23 protein-coding genes and 1 tRNA gene are annotated in these 16,941 nt (G+C 50.0%); 3 read left to right on the forward strand and 21 right to left on the reverse strand.

Annotation, left to right across the window (positions count from 1 at the left end; all coding sequences use genetic code 11):
* Positions 1-50: 50 nt before the first annotated feature.
* Positions 51-389, reverse strand: a complete 339-nt coding sequence (locus E1963_RS06725) for a hypothetical protein (RefSeq protein ID WP_132276511.1) — start codon at positions 387-389, stop codon at positions 51-53.
* 156 nt (positions 390-545) lie between these two features.
* Between E1963_RS06725 and E1963_RS06730 the strand changes: the two genes are divergently transcribed.
* The gene (locus E1963_RS06730; RefSeq protein WP_132276513.1) at positions 546-1,577 is read left to right on the forward strand and encodes a 3-deoxy-7-phosphoheptulonate synthase; all 1,032 of its coding nucleotides are present in this window, start codon (positions 546-548) and stop codon (positions 1,575-1,577) included.
* Here the strand turns inward: E1963_RS06730 and E1963_RS06735 are convergent.
* Together E1963_RS06735 and E1963_RS06740 are read right to left on the reverse strand one after the other, a co-directional pair.
* On the reverse strand, positions 1,549-2,502 hold the full coding sequence (locus E1963_RS06735) for a tyrosine-type recombinase/integrase (protein WP_243117613.1): 954 nt from the start codon (positions 2,500-2,502) through the stop codon (positions 1,549-1,551). The genes E1963_RS06730 and E1963_RS06735 overlap by 29 nt on opposite strands.
* A 161-nt stretch (positions 2,503-2,663) precedes the next feature.
* Positions 2,664-3,569: a S66 peptidase family protein gene (locus tag E1963_RS06740; protein WP_132276515.1), complete on the reverse strand. Its 906-nt coding sequence runs from the start codon at positions 3,567-3,569 to the stop codon at positions 2,664-2,666.
* A gap of 141 nt (positions 3,570-3,710) precedes the next feature.
* On the opposite strand from E1963_RS06740, the gene E1963_RS06745 reads away from it, so the two are divergent.
* Positions 3,711-3,783 (forward strand) — tRNA-Thr (locus E1963_RS06745).
* A gap of 52 nt (positions 3,784-3,835) precedes the next feature.
* Here E1963_RS06745 and E1963_RS06750 read toward each other — a convergent pair.
* The 18 genes from E1963_RS06750 to E1963_RS06835 all read right to left on the reverse strand — a co-directional run bounded on the left by E1963_RS06750 (position 3,836) and on the right by E1963_RS06835 (position 16,099).
* Positions 3,836-4,717 carry a mechanosensitive ion channel family protein gene (locus E1963_RS06750; RefSeq protein WP_132276517.1) on the reverse strand — a complete coding sequence of 294 codons (882 nt, stop codon included), beginning with the start codon at positions 4,715-4,717 and terminating at the stop codon, positions 3,836-3,838.
* 20 nt (positions 4,718-4,737) lie between these two features.
* Entirely contained in the window at positions 4,738-5,571 is an 834-nt protein-coding gene (pgeF, locus tag E1963_RS06755) for a peptidoglycan editing factor PgeF (RefSeq protein WP_132276519.1), read from the reverse strand.
* A 9-nt stretch (positions 5,572-5,580) separates the two neighbouring features.
* On the reverse strand, positions 5,581-5,931 hold the full coding sequence (locus E1963_RS06760; RefSeq protein ID WP_132276521.1) for a YraN family protein: 351 nt from the start codon (positions 5,929-5,931) through the stop codon (positions 5,581-5,583).
* Positions 5,932-5,960: 29 nt separating this feature from the next.
* The gene (locus tag E1963_RS06765; RefSeq protein ID WP_132276523.1) at positions 5,961-6,620 is read right to left on the reverse strand and encodes a ribonuclease HII; all 660 of its coding nucleotides are present in this window, start codon (positions 6,618-6,620) and stop codon (positions 5,961-5,963) included.
* Positions 6,613-7,179, reverse strand: a complete 567-nt coding sequence (lepB, locus tag E1963_RS06770; RefSeq protein ID WP_132276525.1) for a signal peptidase I — start codon at positions 7,177-7,179, stop codon at positions 6,613-6,615. Before lepB (E1963_RS06770) ends, E1963_RS06765 begins: the two co-directional genes overlap by 8 nt.
* A 41-nt stretch (positions 7,180-7,220) precedes the next feature.
* Positions 7,221-8,069, reverse strand: a complete 849-nt coding sequence (ylqF, locus tag E1963_RS06775) for a ribosome biogenesis GTPase YlqF (RefSeq protein WP_132276527.1) — start codon at positions 8,067-8,069, stop codon at positions 7,221-7,223.
* An 11-nt stretch (positions 8,070-8,080) separates the two neighbouring features.
* Positions 8,081-8,671: a signal peptidase I gene (gene lepB, locus E1963_RS06780; RefSeq protein WP_132276529.1), complete on the reverse strand. Its 591-nt coding sequence runs from the start codon at positions 8,669-8,671 to the stop codon at positions 8,081-8,083.
* Between the two features lie 129 nt (positions 8,672-8,800).
* On the reverse strand, positions 8,801-9,148 hold the full coding sequence (rplS, locus tag E1963_RS06785) for a 50S ribosomal protein L19 (RefSeq protein WP_132276531.1): 348 nt from the start codon (positions 9,146-9,148) through the stop codon (positions 8,801-8,803).
* Positions 9,149-9,272: 124 nt separating this feature from the next.
* Positions 9,273-10,052, reverse strand: a complete 780-nt coding sequence (locus E1963_RS06790) for an SDR family NAD(P)-dependent oxidoreductase (protein ID WP_132276533.1) — start codon at positions 10,050-10,052, stop codon at positions 9,273-9,275.
* Between the two features lie 93 nt (positions 10,053-10,145).
* Positions 10,146-10,886, reverse strand: a complete 741-nt coding sequence (trmD, locus tag E1963_RS06795; RefSeq protein WP_132276671.1) for a tRNA (guanosine(37)-N1)-methyltransferase TrmD — start codon at positions 10,884-10,886, stop codon at positions 10,146-10,148.
* Positions 10,886-11,392, reverse strand: coding sequence for a ribosome maturation factor RimM (rimM, locus tag E1963_RS06800; RefSeq protein ID WP_132276535.1), 507 nt, complete (start codon positions 11,390-11,392; stop codon positions 10,886-10,888). Before rimM ends, trmD begins: the two co-directional genes overlap by 1 nt.
* A gap of 89 nt (positions 11,393-11,481) precedes the next feature.
* On the reverse strand, positions 11,482-11,712 hold the full coding sequence (locus tag E1963_RS06805; protein ID WP_066576767.1) for a KH domain-containing protein: 231 nt from the start codon (positions 11,710-11,712) through the stop codon (positions 11,482-11,484).
* 23 nt (positions 11,713-11,735) lie between these two features.
* Entirely contained in the window at positions 11,736-11,981 is a 246-nt protein-coding gene (gene rpsP / locus E1963_RS06810) for a 30S ribosomal protein S16 (RefSeq protein ID WP_132276537.1), read from the reverse strand.
* 42 nt (positions 11,982-12,023) lie between these two features.
* The gene (ffh, locus tag E1963_RS06815) at positions 12,024-13,370 is read right to left on the reverse strand and encodes a signal recognition particle protein (protein WP_132276539.1); all 1,347 of its coding nucleotides are present in this window, start codon (positions 13,368-13,370) and stop codon (positions 12,024-12,026) included.
* A 1-nt stretch (position 13,371) separates the two neighbouring features.
* Entirely contained in the window at positions 13,372-13,716 is a 345-nt protein-coding gene (gene ylxM / locus E1963_RS06820) for a YlxM family DNA-binding protein (RefSeq protein WP_181992914.1), read from the reverse strand.
* Positions 13,717-13,787: 71 nt separating this feature from the next.
* Positions 13,788-14,438, reverse strand: coding sequence for a hypothetical protein (locus tag E1963_RS06825; RefSeq protein WP_132276541.1), 651 nt, complete (start codon positions 14,436-14,438; stop codon positions 13,788-13,790).
* An 11-nt stretch (positions 14,439-14,449) separates the two neighbouring features.
* Positions 14,450-15,094, reverse strand: a complete 645-nt coding sequence (locus E1963_RS06830; RefSeq protein ID WP_132276543.1) for a hypothetical protein — start codon at positions 15,092-15,094, stop codon at positions 14,450-14,452.
* Positions 15,095-15,187: 93 nt separating this feature from the next.
* On the reverse strand, positions 15,188-16,099 hold the full coding sequence (locus E1963_RS06835; protein ID WP_132276545.1) for a S8 family peptidase: 912 nt from the start codon (positions 16,097-16,099) through the stop codon (positions 15,188-15,190).
* Between the two features lie 162 nt (positions 16,100-16,261).
* Here E1963_RS06835 and E1963_RS06840 point away from each other — a divergent pair, with 162 nt between their 5' ends.
* Positions 16,262-16,900, forward strand: a complete 639-nt coding sequence (locus tag E1963_RS06840; protein ID WP_132276547.1) for a DnaJ domain-containing protein — start codon at positions 16,262-16,264, stop codon at positions 16,898-16,900.
* Positions 16,901-16,941 lie beyond the last annotated feature (41 nt).

Consider the following 16,941-nt stretch of genomic DNA (forward strand, 5'->3'; position numbering starts at 1 on the left):
TATACCGCTTATCCTGTCACATGTACACACTGCTTTTCTGGCAGATGCTGCTATCTGAGCATGACCGGCGTGCCTGCTTTGACGCAGGCTGATACGATGGTAAGCATCCAGGTGATCCCCCTCTCCTTCCGCTTATCATTGCACAGGCTGTGTATATTGTCATAGCTGTCTTCCATCCGCTCCCTGCCGGACAAAAGGGATGCCACTATCTTGACTGCCGCCCATATCTGGCTGATTATGTACAGTACGAGCGCGGTCTCTTTCAGCACGCTCTGTTTCCGCCTCGTGTTCCGCGTTCTTCTGTCCAGTGCCCAGATACCCGCGGACAGTCCCGTGAATGTGGCTGCATGGTGAATCCACGTACAAATCTTTAATTCTCTTTCCTCCATACTCTCTGTACCCCTTATACTGATTGTTTTTCCTCTATTATAGCTTATCCAAATGTCAAAACATAGTAAAAAATATCGCAAGTATCTACATATTTTTACAAAATGCGCGAACTGTGGTACAATCAACTCCGTATAATAGAGAAAGCAGGTGATGTTATGGGAATGACAGTAAATAAAGAGCTTCCTCTGCCGGCGGACTTAAAATCGGAGTATCCGCTTGCAGATGATATGATTGCATTAAAACAGAAACGGGATAAGGAAATCCGTGACATCTTCACAGGATTATCTGACAAATTTGCGGTAATCGTGGGTCCATGTTCCGCTGACAATGAGGACTCCGTATGCGAATATGTCAGCCGGCTGGCTGGGCTGAATGACGAAGTATGCAGCCGGCTTGTGCTTATCCCAAGAATCTATACGAATAAGCCCCGCACTACAGGCGCGGGGTACAAAGGCATGCTCCACCAGCCCGTGCCGGATAAGGCCCCCGACCTTCTGGGAGGCATCATCGCCATCCGCAAGATGCACATACGCGCCATAAAGGAGAGCGGGCTCACAGCCGCGGACGAAATGCTGTATCCGGAAAACCGCAGCTATCTGGACGATATACTTTCCTACGAAGCCATCGGCGCACGCTCTGTCGAAAACCAGCAGCACCGGCTGACTGCCAGCGGCATGGATATTCCCGTCGGTATGAAGAACCCTACGAGCGGGGATCTCTCCGTCATGCTCAACTCAGTTACCGCGGCCCAGAGCTCCCACAGCTTCATCTACCGCGGGCAGGATGTGACGACAGACGGCAATCCGCTCGCACATGTAATACTCAGGGGTGGCGTGGACAAGTATGGCACATGCATCCCCAACTACCACTATGAGGATCTGATGCGGCTGCTTGCTTTGTATCAGGAACGGGAGCTGAAGAACCCTGCGGCGGTAATCGACACGAACCATTCTAATTCCGACAAGCAGTTCAAAGAGCAGATACGGATTGTCAGCGAAGTGCTTCACAGCCGCAGATACGATTCCGGGCTGAAAAGCCTTATCAAAGGGGTGATGATCGAAAGCTATCTCGAAGAAGGCTGCCAGCCGATCGACGACAGCCGGGTATATGGAAAGTCTATCACCGACCCGTGTCTTGGATGGGAGGACACACGCCGGCTTATCCTGAAAATCGCCGACGAGGCGTAGGATTTCCGGCACCGCTCCCGGGCGGCTCTACTTTGAGCTTCACAAGATCGTTGGCTTTCCTCATCATATTCTCCCGGTAGCTCCTGCCACAGTAGCGCTTGATCTGCGTCACTGTAATTCCGAGCTGCCTGGCTGTCTCTTCTGGGCCGGCCCCGTAAGCGAACAGGGTGAACGCACAGGAATTCTTAAGCTCCTGTGCGCTGTATCCTGGAATCCCTGCCTGTAACGTATACTTCTTCATAAGGCGGCTTATGTACATCACGTTCAGCTTCTTGCCGCGGCTGTTGCGGAACAGGTACCCTTCCGCGGATTCTTTTTCAAGATACCGCTCCAGCACTTCTGCCGCGTCAGCCGGTACAAAGCATGGTTCCGTCCGGTCCCCTGCCGCTACATACACCCCATCGTCGTAAGCCGCGAAGTCTTCTATGCGAAGCCCGGCAATCTCTGTCGAGGACAGAGATACTCTGTACAGCAGGGTGAAGATGGTATAGGCCATCAGATCTTCTTCTGCAGCTTTGAACAGCGCATCCACATGTTCTACAGGTATTGACCCTGCCAGCCTTTCCTGCCTTTCAAGCCCGTCCAAGAGATGACTGTAGTGGTCTTGAAATGCCTCATCTACCTCGTATGTAGCCTTGTTTGCTTCTATAAAGCCGGCAAAGGAATGAAGTTCTCTTATCTTCTTGGCAACCGTCTGTGCGCCCAGAATATTTTGTTTCTGCCTTTCTTTCAGATACAGATAATATCGTTCTGCATCCTTCCGGTCCATCCCAAGAAAATCCTTTGCGCAGAATTCCATGAACTCCTGTACGTCCGCCCGGTATGACGCCGCAGTCGTGCTGCTTTTAAAATGCTTTATGTAATCCGGCCATATCCGTTCGCCGAGCTTCTTTGACGCCAGATCAGTCGTCAGCATGCACTCCATCGGAACCCCTCCCTGCTTGTACGAAAAAAGTCTTTCATTATGTTAATAGTATTATTCATACTATAACATTATTTTGCAAAAAATACAAGAGCGGGTGCGAATATGACGTGGACAGGCAATACTATTACATTATCTGCCAGTCAAAGCTCCCGCTTCTGCATTCATGCTCCGATAATGATTACCCTGTCTCCTTCCAGCCTTGCTTCCGCCCCAAGAGGCAGCGTCAGCGGGTCGCTCAGATGGCCTGCGCGCACATTGCAGATAACAGGGATATCTGTATCTTCCAGAATGGTACGGACAGCTTCCTCTCCGCTTCCGGGACGGCCTTCGTCGTCACATCCGGTCAGCCCGCCGATGATGACGCCGGCGGCATCGTCGAATTTACCGGCAAGCTTGAGCTGATAAAGCATTCCGTGGAGACGGTACGGCTTCTCTCCCACCTCTTCCAGGAATAAGATCCTGCCCTTTGTGTCAATCTCATAAGGTGTCCCCATGAGCCGGCTGACGATAGTCATATTGCCTCCGGCCAGCCGTCCCTGCGTGGTACCGCTTCTGACGATGCGGAACGGTTCACCGTTCAGGTTGGACAGTTCCTTCCTCTTCCACGGCTCTGTCACCATGTCTATAAACTGCCGCTGTGCATCCGGTGTGACCGGACGCTTGGGACTGTAGAGTGCCGGCCCGTGAAAGGATACGAGCCCGGTCTTATCCTGGATAGCCATATGTATGGCCGTTATATCGCTGAATCCTGAGAACACAGGCCGGTTCGTCCTTAACGCCTCATAGTCTATCTTGTCAAGCAGCGGTATCGTGCCATAGCCGCCCCACATACAGAGCACCGCCCTGTTATCTCGATTGCGCAGCACGCCGTTCAGCCGATCTGCCCGCTCTTCGGCCGTCCCCCGTTTGAATGCCATGTCCTCCGAGATGACGACTTGAAATCCGTTCCCTTCCAAAAAAGCCCGCGCATTGCGGATGCCCTCCTCTGTAAACGCATTGGCCGGATCGATGACGCATACCTGGTCTCCTTTTTTCAACGGGCGAGGATAAATCACTCTATGTTTCATATCTCTAACCTCATCACATACGATTTTTATACATTGTATAACCCATTCTAACATAATCTTGAAAATTTTTGCAAAAAGTTCTTGCAAAACCTGGCAAATACGCTATAATAATATTTGTGGCTGCGGTCAAGCAGTCGACAGGCTGGAATAGCTCAGTCGGTAGAGCACTTCACTCGTAATGAAGGGGTCGTCGGTTCAAGTCCGATTTCCAGCTTATATAAAATCAGCGCAAGCCTTCCGGGTTTGCGCTGATTTTAATTGTCCTGCTATCTCTGTTGTTCCTGCTGTGACATATGCACCGTTACCTGCTGGTACGGAATCTCGATTCCCCTTGCATCCAGCGTCAGCTTGATCTCTTCCAGCAGCCGCCACCTTGTGGGCCAGAAGTCTTCGCTTTTCACCCATGCCCGGGCTCCGATGATGACCGCGCTCGCCGCCAGTTCATCCACGAATACGGTAATCTCTTCGTCTTTTAATATGCAGTCATCTTTTTTTAACAGGTTTTCAATGATATCTTTTGCCTTTCTCAAGTCCGCATGATAAGAGATGTCTACCTTCAGGTCGAGCCGTCTCTCGTCCTTGGCCGTAGCATTGGTCAGGCTGTTGTTCGTGAGCATGCCGTTAGGTATGACAATCGTCTTGTTGTCAATCGTGCTGAGCTTCGTGTAGAATATCTGGATCTCTTTCACCGTACCTTCATTGCCGTTGGAATCTTCAATGATATAATCCCCCACCGTGAACGGCTTTAGAAGAAGGATGAGCACGCCTCCCGCAAAATTTGACAGGCTCCCCTGCAGCGCAAGGCCGATGGCAACGCCTCCGGATGCCACAAGCGCCGCCACAGATGTGGTATCCACGCCCAGTTTGGCGGCAATGGAGAATATGAGCAAGATGTAAAGCCCTACTTTGAGGACCGAATCTACAAACTGCTCCACGCCTTTATCGGCCTCAGAACGTTCCAGAGATGCCCTCACGATCTTCCTTGCCCATTTTATAAGGATCCTTCCGATAAAAAATGCAATGAGGGCAACCAATACTTTAATCCCAAATCCAATCAAAGCCGGAATATGGTCTTGGAAATACCGTACGAATTCATTGGCATTTTCCACCGCCTCCTGTGTAACTTCTGTGACTTCGTTTGTTCCCATATCTGATACTCCTCCTGTGCTTACTTAAGCGCAAGAAACGCACTTAAGTTCCCTCTTTTCTCTCCTGCCGCCCTGTGAGAGAAAAGTATGTCCGGATTGCAATGTGTGCAGACATTCGTCGTCGCTATATGTCCCTTTGTGATACCAGCATCCGTGAGCACATGTTCATTGGCTTTCCATAAGTTCAGCTGGTACTTTCCATCCCCTTTATTATAGAACAGATCCGGCCAGCATTCATCAGGAAAATTTTCCCTGAATCGGCAGATCACATCCTCGCTCACCTCATAACAGTCCTGGCAGATCGACGGGCCGATGGCCGCAATCACGTCTTTCGGGTCTGTGCCATAATTGTGGGCCATCTTCTCGACAGCCGCCTTGCCGATACGCCCGACCGTGCCCCGCCACCCTGAATGGGCAAGACCGATGGCCTTGCGCACCGGATCCACAAAAAAAAGCGGCACACAGTCGGCATAGAATGTGACGAGGCAGATACCTGGCACGTTTGTTACCATACCGTCTGTCTCCAAAAAACGGGTGCCTCTGTCCTCTTCTTCAACTACCGCTACGTTTGTGGTGTGCGTCTGGTGCGTATATGTCATATCTTCCGGCTGCACACCGATAGCCGCGGCGATACGTCTGCGGTTCTCCTCCACGGCTTCCGGCGCGTCCCCCCGCGTCGTGCTGATGTTCATCGAAGCGCAGCTTCCCGTGCTGACGCCTCCAAGCCTTGTAGAGAACCCATGCTTTACGATGCCTGTCTCTTCCAGCAGCGGATAGGCGAGATACGGCACTCCTCCCTGTTCTCTGATGTCAAATATATGTTCCTTGTTCTTGTATTTCAAATCCAGCTTCATATGTTCTCCTCAATATTCAAATGCATTCTTGATATGGGTTATCTCTTCGCCCAATATCGCCACTACATCAAACCGGCAGGGTATCTCGGGCAGCCTGTTCGCGGTGATATAGTACATGGCGCATCTTGCAATCACGCGCTGTTTCCTTGCATCCACCGCCTCAGCAGGATGGCCTTTGGATGTATTCCTTCTGTATTTTACTTCACAGAATACGAGAGAATCCCTGTCTCTTGCAATGATATCAATCTCCCCGATACGGCACCGGTAATTATAGCAGATAATCTCATAACCACGCTCTTCCAGATACTTCCCGGCTATCTGCTCGTACCGGCCTCCCTCTGCTCTCTTATTGTATCCCATCTCTACCTCTTAGCATCGCGGATTCCCTCTCATACGAAATTTCTGATGAAGGTCGCTCTGTGTATAGGAGAAGGCCCCAGTTCTTTCAGTCCGGCAATATGTGCCTTCGTACCATATCCTTTGTTATTGGCAAAGTCATATCCCGGCAGAACCTGTTCATATTCCACCATAAGCCTGTCCCTTGTCACCTTGGCGATTATGCTTGCCGCAGCTATGGATACGCTTTTGGCATCTCCTTTGATGATGGGGACCTGGGGAATGTCCACTTCGGGAATCGTTACGGCGTCATTGAGCAGGATATCCGGCCGCACCTTCAAGTCCGCGATTGCCATACGCATCGCCTCATATGTAGCCTGCAGGATATTGATTTCATCAATCCGCTGCGGGCCTGCGATACCGATGCCCGCCGCTACGGCCTTCTCCATAATCTCATCATACAGCAGTTCCCTTTTCTTAGCCGACAGCTTTTTGGAATCATTCAGATACAGTATCGGATTGTCTTTAGGCAGGATTACCGCACCGGCCACTACCGGCCCGGCAAGCGGTCCCCTGCCTACTTCATCTATGCCGCAGATATAGCGGCACATGTCATATTCCTTTTCATATACGCTCATGCTCTCAGTGCGTTCCAGCTCTTTCAGCAGCTTTTCTTCCTGCTTACGAAGCTTTTCTTCTTCCCGCTTATTCATGCTTGATAACTCCTATATGGTCAAACGGATAGACACGAAGGAAAGCCCTCCCCATCAGATCCTTCCGTTTGATAACGCCTACGCTCGGGTCCCTGCTGTCAGAGCTGTGGTTCCTGTTATCGCCCATCACAAAATACTCATCCTCGCTGAGCGTGATTGGACTAGCCGCCGTCTGTGGGGACTGTATAGGTTCTGCTCCATACGTGTCGCTTTCCAGCTTCTGCCCGTCTATATATACATAACCGTCTGTCACCTGCACCGTTTCGCCAGGCAGGCCGATAATCCTCTTAATATAGTAAGTGTTCTTTTCATGTTTATATGGAAATACTATGATGTCAAACCTTTTCGGATCCCGGAAGCGATAGCTTATCTTATCTACGATCAGGCTGTCGCCGTCGCTCAGGGTCGGTTCCATGGAATAGCCGCTTACCCTGGTACGCTGCCCCACGAAGGTGATGATCAGGTACGTCAGGCCTACGATGATCAGTATGTAGAGAAGCCAGCCTCCCAGCTCCTTCAGTACACTTCCCCCCACATCTCTTTTTCTGCGTCTTGACATATGTCGTGTGCCCCTTTCTCAATGCTTACCTAAGCATTCTATCATACTTCCGGCGGATATTCCAGTGTCAGGCGTCCCAGCTTGCCATTCCGGAAGTCGTCCAGAAGGAGCAGCGCAGCTTTTTCCGTATCCAGCTCATTGCCACGTACGAGGCAGTGCCTGCTTTCTGCAATCCGGCTTAAAGTGGTATAGGCATCGTCGTCCTCTTCTACTGCATACTTGCTTTCCAGCACGCCCGGATAATTGTCCAGCATAAAGCGGAGCAGTTCTGCGCCCAGCTCCTCTGTCTGCAGTATGTCGTCTTTTATAGAGCCGACGAAGGCCAGTTTCAGCCCCACCTGCTGATCCTCAAACTTCGGCCAGAGAATTCCCGGCGTATCAAGCAGCTCCACCTGCCTGTTCAGACGTATCCACTGCTTCCCCTTCGTAACTCCGGGCTTATTCCCCGTCTTGGTACATGATTTCCCTGTCAGGCTGTTGATGAATGTAGACTTTCCTACATTTGGGATGCCGACTACCATGGCACGCACAGGCCGGTTCAATATGCCGCGCTTTCTGTCCCTCTCTATCTTTTCTCTGCAGGCTTCCTGGATCACGCCGTGGATGGATTTCATTCCGCCGCCTTTTTTAGAATTGACTTTCACGACGGAGAATCCTTTTTCCCTGAAGTATTCCGCCCATGCGTCATTCCATCTCTCTTCTGCCAGGTCTGCCTTATTCAGCAGAATCAGCCTCGCCTTGTGCCTCCCAAGCTCGTCTATGTCAGGATTCCTGCTGCTGAGCGGAATCCTGGCATCTACCAGCTCGATCACCAGATCTATCAGCTTTATATTTTCCTGCATCATACGTTTCGCCTTCGTCATATGGCCCGGGTACCATTGAAAATGCATAATTGCTCTCCTTATCTTACAAATCCAATATTTTTTCTAGGGGATACCGTAAACCAGACTTCCCCATATATATAGCTCCTCTTCACATTGCCTACGTCCGCGTTACGGCTGTCCTCACTGTTTTCACGGTTGTCTCCGAGCACAAAATACTCGTCTCCGCCAAGCGTAATCTTCTCGGAAGCTATCCCGACGTCACCGATGTCTGTCGTCTTGTAATCTTCCTCTATCTTCTTGCCGTTAATATAGATGCTGTTTTCAATAAGCTCTACCGTCTCACCCGGCAGGCCTACGATACGTTTGATATAATAATGCGCATTTTCATTGCCTTTCGGCTTAAATGCTATGATATCCCCTCGTTTTGGGCTTGTGGCATTGTAGACGATCCGGTTGATAAGCACCACATCACCATTTTCAAGCACCGGATTCATCGAATCTCCTATCGTGCTGACCCGCTGCCCGAAATACCACACATACACGAAGGCCAGAAGGCAGACGACCGCAATTTTAAAAAACCACTTTCCGATTACAGGGAGATATTCCCAGTTGATGTGGATTCTCCTTCTCTTCCTGGCAAAGCCAAGGCTTTTCCTTCTTCTTCTCATACAGTATGAAAGGCCGAAGCCTTTCTAGGCACCTCCTGTCCCTTATATCAGAAAGAGGACAATATACATTATGTACTTGTCCTCTCTTCGTACTTCTTGGAACATGAACCGTTCTAAAAGTATACGTTCTTATTTTACTAGCTCTTTTACTTTTGCCTTCTTGCCGACACGGTCTCTCAGGTAGTTCAGTTTTGCTCTTCTTACTTTACCTCTTCTTACTACTTCTACCCGTTCTACGTTTGGTGAGTGCAGCGGCCATGTCTTCTCTACGCCTATGCCGTTAGAATTCTTTCTTACGGTAAATGTAGCCCTTGCTCCGCCGCCCTGTTTCTTGAGAACAGTGCCTTCAAATACCTGGATCCTCTCACGGTTGCCCTCTTTGATCTTACCGTAAACCTTTACCGTATCACCGACGTTGAATACCGGCGCGTTTTCTTTCAGCTGTTCCGCTTCAATATTTTTGATAATATCGTTCATTATGTGTGACCTCCTCGTTTGCTTGGACGTTCTTAATACATTCGTATCAGAGGACCATCTCTTTTCTTCACAACATGCTATAGTTTATCATATTATGCAATGTTTTGCAAGTATTTTATTTATATTACGGGCGCTGTCCCATACCGCCTTCGAGCGTAAGCGTTTCACCGGACATATATTTGAAGTCAGGCGATCCAAGATGCACGCACACACGTCCGATATCTTTCTCCGGATCCCCGAAGCGTCCCATCGGAACCGCTTTCAGATTCTTCTCGTACGCCTCCGGGTATGCCTCCTTGAAGTTCTCAAGCTGTGCGGTCATTGCCAGCGGGCACACTACATTGACATTGATATTGTCCTTGCCCCATTCCGTCGCCGCCACACGGGATATCCCGCGGATGCCTTCCTTCGCCGCCGCATAGGAACTCTGTCCCGCATTGCCGAACAGCCCTGCCCCAGAGGCAAAGTTGATGACAGATCCCTGCGTCTCCTTGAGGTACGGATAGCATGCCCTCATATAATAGAAGACGGCATAAAGGCCGGAATAGATGCCGAGATCGAAATGATCCTTCATGTGCATGGACAGCGGTATCCCTGATGCGGATGCCTGCGCATTGTTGATGAGCACGTCAATGCGCCCAAACGTATCTGCAACCTTCTTCACCGTTTCCTTCACCACTTCTTCGGATTTTTCATCCGGAGTCACATCTGCCTGCAGTGGCAGTACCTTGATACCATAGAGGCGTTCCAGCTCCTCTTTCGCGTCCAGCAGCTTCTTCTCATTCCTGCCCGTGATTGCCAGATTCGCGCCTTCTTTCGCATAAGCGACAGCAATGCCGTAGCCGATAGATTTTGCTTTTCCCCCACCTGTTATTATTGCTACCTTTCCATCAAATATTCCCATCCTGACCTTCTCCTTTACCGTTTGAATTTGTCTCTTCTTTTATAGTATCTGCCTGCGGGACAGACGTCAATCTAAATATACCTGTATTTGTGATTAATATATATCTCTCCCGAGCACTTTCCTGACAAGTTCTTTTTCTGTTTCATCCAGATCCGCTTTTTCCAGCAGGTCCGGCCTGTTCCTGGCCGTGCGTATGACAGATTGTTCCCTTCTCCATTTTTCCACATTGGCATGGTGTCCGGACAGCAGCACCGGAGGAACCTGTTTCCCATGCCAGACTTCGGGACGTGAATACTGCGGATACTCAAGCAGATTATCCTGAAAGCTGTCGAACTCTGCCGACACGTCATTGTGAAGCACTCCCGGCACGAGACGGGAGACGGCATCTACTATGACCATTGCCGGAAGTTCGCCCCCGGTCAGCACATAATCTCCGATGGACACGTAATCGGTCACGATCTCTTCCAGCACCCGCTCGTCAATTCCTTCATAATGCCCGCACAGCAGTACGAGTTCTTCTTCCCGGGCCAGTTCTTCTGCCATCTCCTGATGAAACGTCCGGCCCTGTGGAGACAGATATACGACCCTTGGGCTTCTGCCCACCTTTTCCTTAACGGCATTGTAAGCCTGATACACCGGCTCCGCCTGCATCAGCATGCCGGCGCCCCCGCCGTATGGGTAATCATCTACGCTGTTATGCTTGTTGAACGCATAGTCCCTGATATTGACAGCCTCCACTCCGAGCAGGTCCTTCTCCATCGCCCGCCCTGTAATGCTTGTACCAAGCCCGTTCATCACCATGTCGGGAAATAATGTCATGATATAAAACCGCATCATATGAGCCCCTCCATCAGATGTATCGTCATCATGCCCTGATCAACGTCTATGTCCCGTATACATTCACGGATAGCCGGTACAAGCACCTGGCCATGGACCGGGCTCGCGATGACGTACACATCGTTGGCCCCGGTCTCTATGACATCTTTGAGCCTGCCAAAGGGCACGCCGTCTTCCGTCTGGACATCCATGTCAAGCATATCTGCGATAAAGTATTCTCCTTCCCCCAGAGGTACTGCGTTCTCCCTCTCCACGAGAAGGTTACGTCTTCTATACCTCTCCACGTCATTTATATGATCAATGCCTTTGAACTTGAGAATGACAAACTTTTTGAAGAATTTGACTCTCTCGATCTCAAGCTGTGTCGTACTCTTTCCCATATCTACTATCACGTGCTCCAGCAATTTAAAACGTCCCGGGTCATCAGTTGTCGGTAATACCTTAACCTCGCCCTGGATTCCGTGAGTCGATGTTATGACTCCCACCTTAAGCATCTTTTCCATCTGTATTCTCCTTATCTGGGGCACCCCTGTCCTCACGGATGCCAAAAAAGGACCGGTACCCTGCGTGAACAGGGGGCCGGCCCCCAAAATTAATCCATAATATCTACGATTACTTTTTTATCTTCCTTTGCCGCGGCTGCCTTGACGACAGAACGGATTGCTTTGGCGATACGCCCCTGTTTTCCAATCACTTTTCCCATATCGGAATCCGCAACATGTACTTCCAGAATCGTCGTCTTCTTGTCCTCCCGCTCCGTAACCACTACGCTGTCAGGATTGTCGACAAGTGCCTTCGCAATTACTTCCACTAATTCTTTCATGCTATACGCCTCCAGACTTCAGCCTATTTTTCGATTCCGGCTGCTTTGAAGATCTTGTTTACAGCTTCTGTCGGCTGTGCCCCAGTGCCTAACCACTTCTTAGCTGCTTCTTCATCAACTTTGAATACGCTTGGGTCCTGGTTCGGATTGTATGTGCCGATTTCCTCGATGAACTTGCCATCCCTCGGGGATCTTGCATCTGCCACAACGATTCTATAGAAAGGAGCCTTCTTCTGTCCCATTCTTTTTAATCTGATTTTTACTGCCATCTGTTTCACCTCCACTTATTTATCTTTCATTTGATCTATAGGTTAAAAAGGAAGCCTGAACTTGCCTTTCTTACCACCTTTTCCCATCATCTTCATCATCTTCTTCATCTCGCCGAACTGCTTGACCATACGGTTTACATCACTGATGTCCACGCCGGCCCCCTTTGCAATTCTATGCTTCCTAGAAGGATTCAGAAGGTCAGGATTCCGGCGCTCTTCCAGGGTCATGGAATATATCATAGCTTCCATGCGCGCCATATTCTTCTCCGCCTGGGCTGCCTGTTCATCGTCAAGCCCCTTCATCTTTCCCATGCCGCCGAGCCCCGGCATCATGTTCATGATATTTCCCAGGCCGCCCATGTTCTTCATCTGCTTCGTACTCTCCAGATAATCCTCAAAATCAAACTGGGCTTTCTTGAGCTTTCTGCTCATCTCTATCGCTTTTGCTTCATCTATCTCGGCTTCTGCCTTTTCGATAAGGGTGAGCACATCTCCCATACCGAGGATACGGGACGCCATCCTGTCCGGATAGAACTGTTCCAGGTCGGACAGCTTCTCCCCCATGCCTGCATATAGTATCGGCTTGCCGGTAACTGCCTTCACAGACAGCGCGGCTCCGCCTCGTGTATCACCGTCAAGTTTGGTGACGATGACACCGTCAATCCCTATCTTATCGTTGAAATCAGCCGCCACGTTGACCGCATCCTGACCGGTCATGGCATCGATGACAAGAATCGTCTGATGGACATCAACCGCTCCCTTGATCTCCTGAAGCTCCGCCATCATATCCTCGTCGATATGCAGACGGCCCGCGGTATCGAGAATCACGATATTGTTGCCGTTCTTCTGCGCGTGCAGGACGGCGGCTTTCGCGATATCCGCCGGCTTGTGGCTGTCTCCCATGGAGAACACGTCCACCCCCTGCTTTTCCCCGTTTACCTGCAGCTGCTTGATAGCTGCGGGACGGTATACGTCACAGGCGGCGAGCAATGGCTTCTTTCCCTTTAGCTTATACTTTCCTGCCAGCTTTGCAGTTGTCGTCGTCTTACCCGCGCCCTGAAGGCCGGCCATCATGATGACCGTGACGGCACTTCCCGGCTGGAGCTTGATCTCTGTCGTCTCCGAGCCCATCAGCTTTACCAGCTCTTCATTGACGATTTTAATCACCATCTGTCCCGGATTCAGGCCGTTCATGACGTCCTGCCCCACGGCTCTTTCCTGGACGTTCTTAACGAATCCTTTGACTACCTTGAAATTGACGTCTGCTGCCAGCAGCGCCCGCTTGATCTCTTTCAGCGCTTCCTTTACATCATCTTCTGTCAATCGCCCTTTGCTTCTTAAGATCTTGAATATGTTCTGCAGTTTTTCCGTCAAACTATCAAATGCCATGCTACAGCTCCTCTATAATCTCATCGGATATCTTACGGATGTCTGCCACAAGTTCCCGCGGCTTTCGCTCCTCATATCCGTCCAGCAATTCATCTATCTGCTTTACTTTCTCTTTGATGCTGACGAACTTCCCGACAAGATGCAGCTTGTCTTCATACCCCTTCAGCGTTCTGCCGCACCGCTTGACGAGGTCGTGCACTCCCTGTCTGCTGATGCCCGCCTCAGCGGCAATCTCTCCAAGCGACAGATCTTCCAGCACGAACTGTTCGTATATCTCTTTCTGATGTTCCGTCAGAAGTTCACCGTAAAAATCATAAAGCAAAGCCTGTTCTAATATTTCATTCATGTTGTTCACCTGTGATATCATATAACAAAATGGAGAGGGTGTCAAGTGTTTTTTCTTGACACCCTCTCCATCTATGATTTCATCACGTAATGTCCCTGTCCGTCCGGTGCAAAGACTCCTCCGATATGAAGCGTTATAACACCGCTGCCATATGTTCCGCTTCTTTCCGTATCGTAACGCCCGTCATAGTAAAAGACGTCCAGCGCTATCCGAATACGCTTCTCTGCGGGAAGCCGCCTATTGATTTCCGTGACAAGTGCTTCCAGATCCTCCGTATCGACATAGTCCATATACCCGATATCACGCTCTGCTGCAGCTGCTTCAAGTATCTCCTCAGATATCCCGGCCTTATCTGACAATAGCCTCCAGAGGCACTGTCCGTTTTCAACCTGGTTGCTTCCTATATCATAGCTTCTGCCGCTTATCGTAAATATGTCGCCAGCCATTTCCATCAAAGACAGTCCTTCTTCCTCTTCCTGCGCATCCTCCGTCTCATCCATGTCCTCCAAAGGCTGTTTTTTCTTCTTCCCATTCTGCATATCCATCCTCTCATCAGCGTCCTTCTCAGGCAGTATCGGAAGCCTCTTGACCGTTTCTGCCGGCGGACGCCGTTTCGCCGGTGGACGCTTTTTCGCCGGCAGACGCTGTTCCATATCAACAACATGGATGCTTACGATATAAGGAGCGAGCAGCGCCAGCGATTGCGGGGACTTAAAACCCACATTCAGAGAGCTTAGCTTCTGTTCCCCTTTCTGGAGCCGCCGAGCAGATAGGCGAGATTCGGTGCAAAATACTTTTCCCCTCCCTTTCTCCCTGGCGCGAACGAAAAGAGAGGCTGCCCCGTCTTAGCACATCCGTCGCACAATTCCATGTATTCTTCAGCACTCATGGAACGGTACAGCGTCACGACCGGGCCGGAATATCTCAGGAATACCATATTAGAAGGGTATATCTTTTTTCCAATCTGTATAGTCCCGTACTGCAGCACCTCTTCACCGGACTCTTCTTCTGTCTCCTCTTCTTCCTCTGCTGTCATCCTTCCGTCTGTCGACTCTTCTTCTGACGCTTCCTCTTCTTCTGTATCATCTGTAACGTGGATCAGGTCTTCCCGTCCCATTCCCCTGGCAATCAGATTGTGAAACTCTGTCTCGTCAGCCAGATCCTCCCCGTTGAAAATATTCCGGACTGCCACCCTGAGCTTTTTCGCATCTGGCTTTTGCACGCCAACAGACTTAAGCCAGGCGATTGCCGCGGCAAAAAGACTGTTTTCATCTTTATATTCCTTTTTGTCTATCACAAGACGCTGAATGACCGGGCTATAGAAGTTCTGGATGCGAGGTCTGCATTCCTTTTTCTCTTTCTGTACATATTCATACATGTTATCACACGCCTTCCCTATATGGTTCCCACCAGTTATACGCTTATTATAGCATATGGCTTCCTGGCAGAGACAGCATAACAGAACAATAATTTATTCCAGGCGTCTGCTGTCCAGAAGCTTCGAAATCCTGACCCTTCCCCATCCCTGCTTCTCTTCCATCCTTTCACAGCTCTCACGCAGCTTAAGCTTCACCTCTACATTGGACATGTCACCATACTTCGACAGAAGAAGCGCGATTGCTCCCGACACGACCGGCGTTGCCATGGAACTCCCGCTTTTAACCGTATAAGGCCTCTGCCTTCTTATGCCGAACCTGCTGTTGCATGATATGATCTGGTTTCCCGGTGCCACGACGTCTGGTTTTACGACGCATTCATGTGTTGGGCCACAGCCGGAATAGAAGCTGGTATGCTTTCCGCCTGCTGATACTATGATATCCGATGAACCTACGGTTATTATCTTCCTGCTCGTTCCCGGCACGGACACGGTTCCTTCCCCGGGGCCATAGTTCCCCGCCGACGCGACCACGACAAGCCCTGCATCCCACAAAGCCTCTGCCGCCTGCTCCAGTTCTTTTCCCTTTTCATCTTCCAGTTCCAGATTCGCACCGACGGACATATTAACGATTCGGATGCCGTATGCATACCAATTCTCAAGGAGCCACTGCATGCCCCTCAATATGCCGTCCACCGTCCCCTGTCCTCTTGCATCCAGCACTTTGATGCTATAAAGGTCCGCATCCGGGGCCATCCCCGCATGGACGCCACGCGACATCCTCCCGTCTCCTCCAAGTATGCCTGTCACATGCGTCCCGTGCCCATTGTCGTCATACATCCGCCCACGTCCGCCCACGCAGTCTTTAAATCCTTTGATTCTATCTTTAAGGTCCGGATGCGGTACTATACCGGTATCCAGAACCGCTATTCCAACATTCTTACCTGTATACTTGCCTGTAACAGTGTCCTCACACCAATAATCTGTCATATCCTTTACATGTTTCATGATTATTTTTACCCTTTTCTATTAGGATATTCAAATCATCCTGATAGGCTTATGAAACAAATTTAAAAAGCATTGATATGGAAATTAAAATTGATTTCTTCCATATTTTGTCGTAAGATATAATAGATTCTATATCCATATATGGCTTAAGGGGAGGATATTGTGGAAGATCAGAATTACTATGATATATTAGGGGTTTCAACAAAGGCGACGCAAGAGGAGATCACTGCCGCCAAGAATATGCTTGCCAAGCGATACCATCCGGACGCCAACATCAAGAACGGAATTGATACGACAGACAAGATGCAGGAAATACTGGAAGCATATGGGGTATTGTCCGATACGGGCAGACGTGCGGAATATGACAGGGGGATCGGCGGCCGCAGGCAGGACATGCAGACGTTTGACCTGAAAGCGGATGCTTCCGGCCGGGGACAGACGGAAGAAGATACGTTCGTTACATACTGGAAGGCTGCCGGTGCCTTGTATGAGATTATAATGGAGAGCAATGAACTGTTCCGCCAGAAGGAAGAGACGAGCCGGCTTGCCCAGCTGTCCATGCAGGCGCTCAAGCATATCATTATCCTGAAAGATGCAGCCATACCGGAAAAATACTGGCATCCCGACATCATGAACTGGCTCTTGTTCACATGGTATAAGAACCGGAACATCACCGTCGCCTATCTGCTTACGATGTACGATGAATATGTGAAGAAAAGCGTCACTCCGGTAGAAAAGCTGAAGCTTCAGGGCCGGGCGCACAGATTCCAGCATTCGGTCAGAAAGCTAATAAAATATTAAATAACCTTTTGTTTCACACATCTGCACCCCACGCATATTAT

It is taken from the genome of Extibacter muris, from assembly GCF_004345005.1.
Lineage (GTDB): Bacteria > Bacillota > Clostridia > Lachnospirales > Lachnospiraceae > Extibacter > Extibacter muris.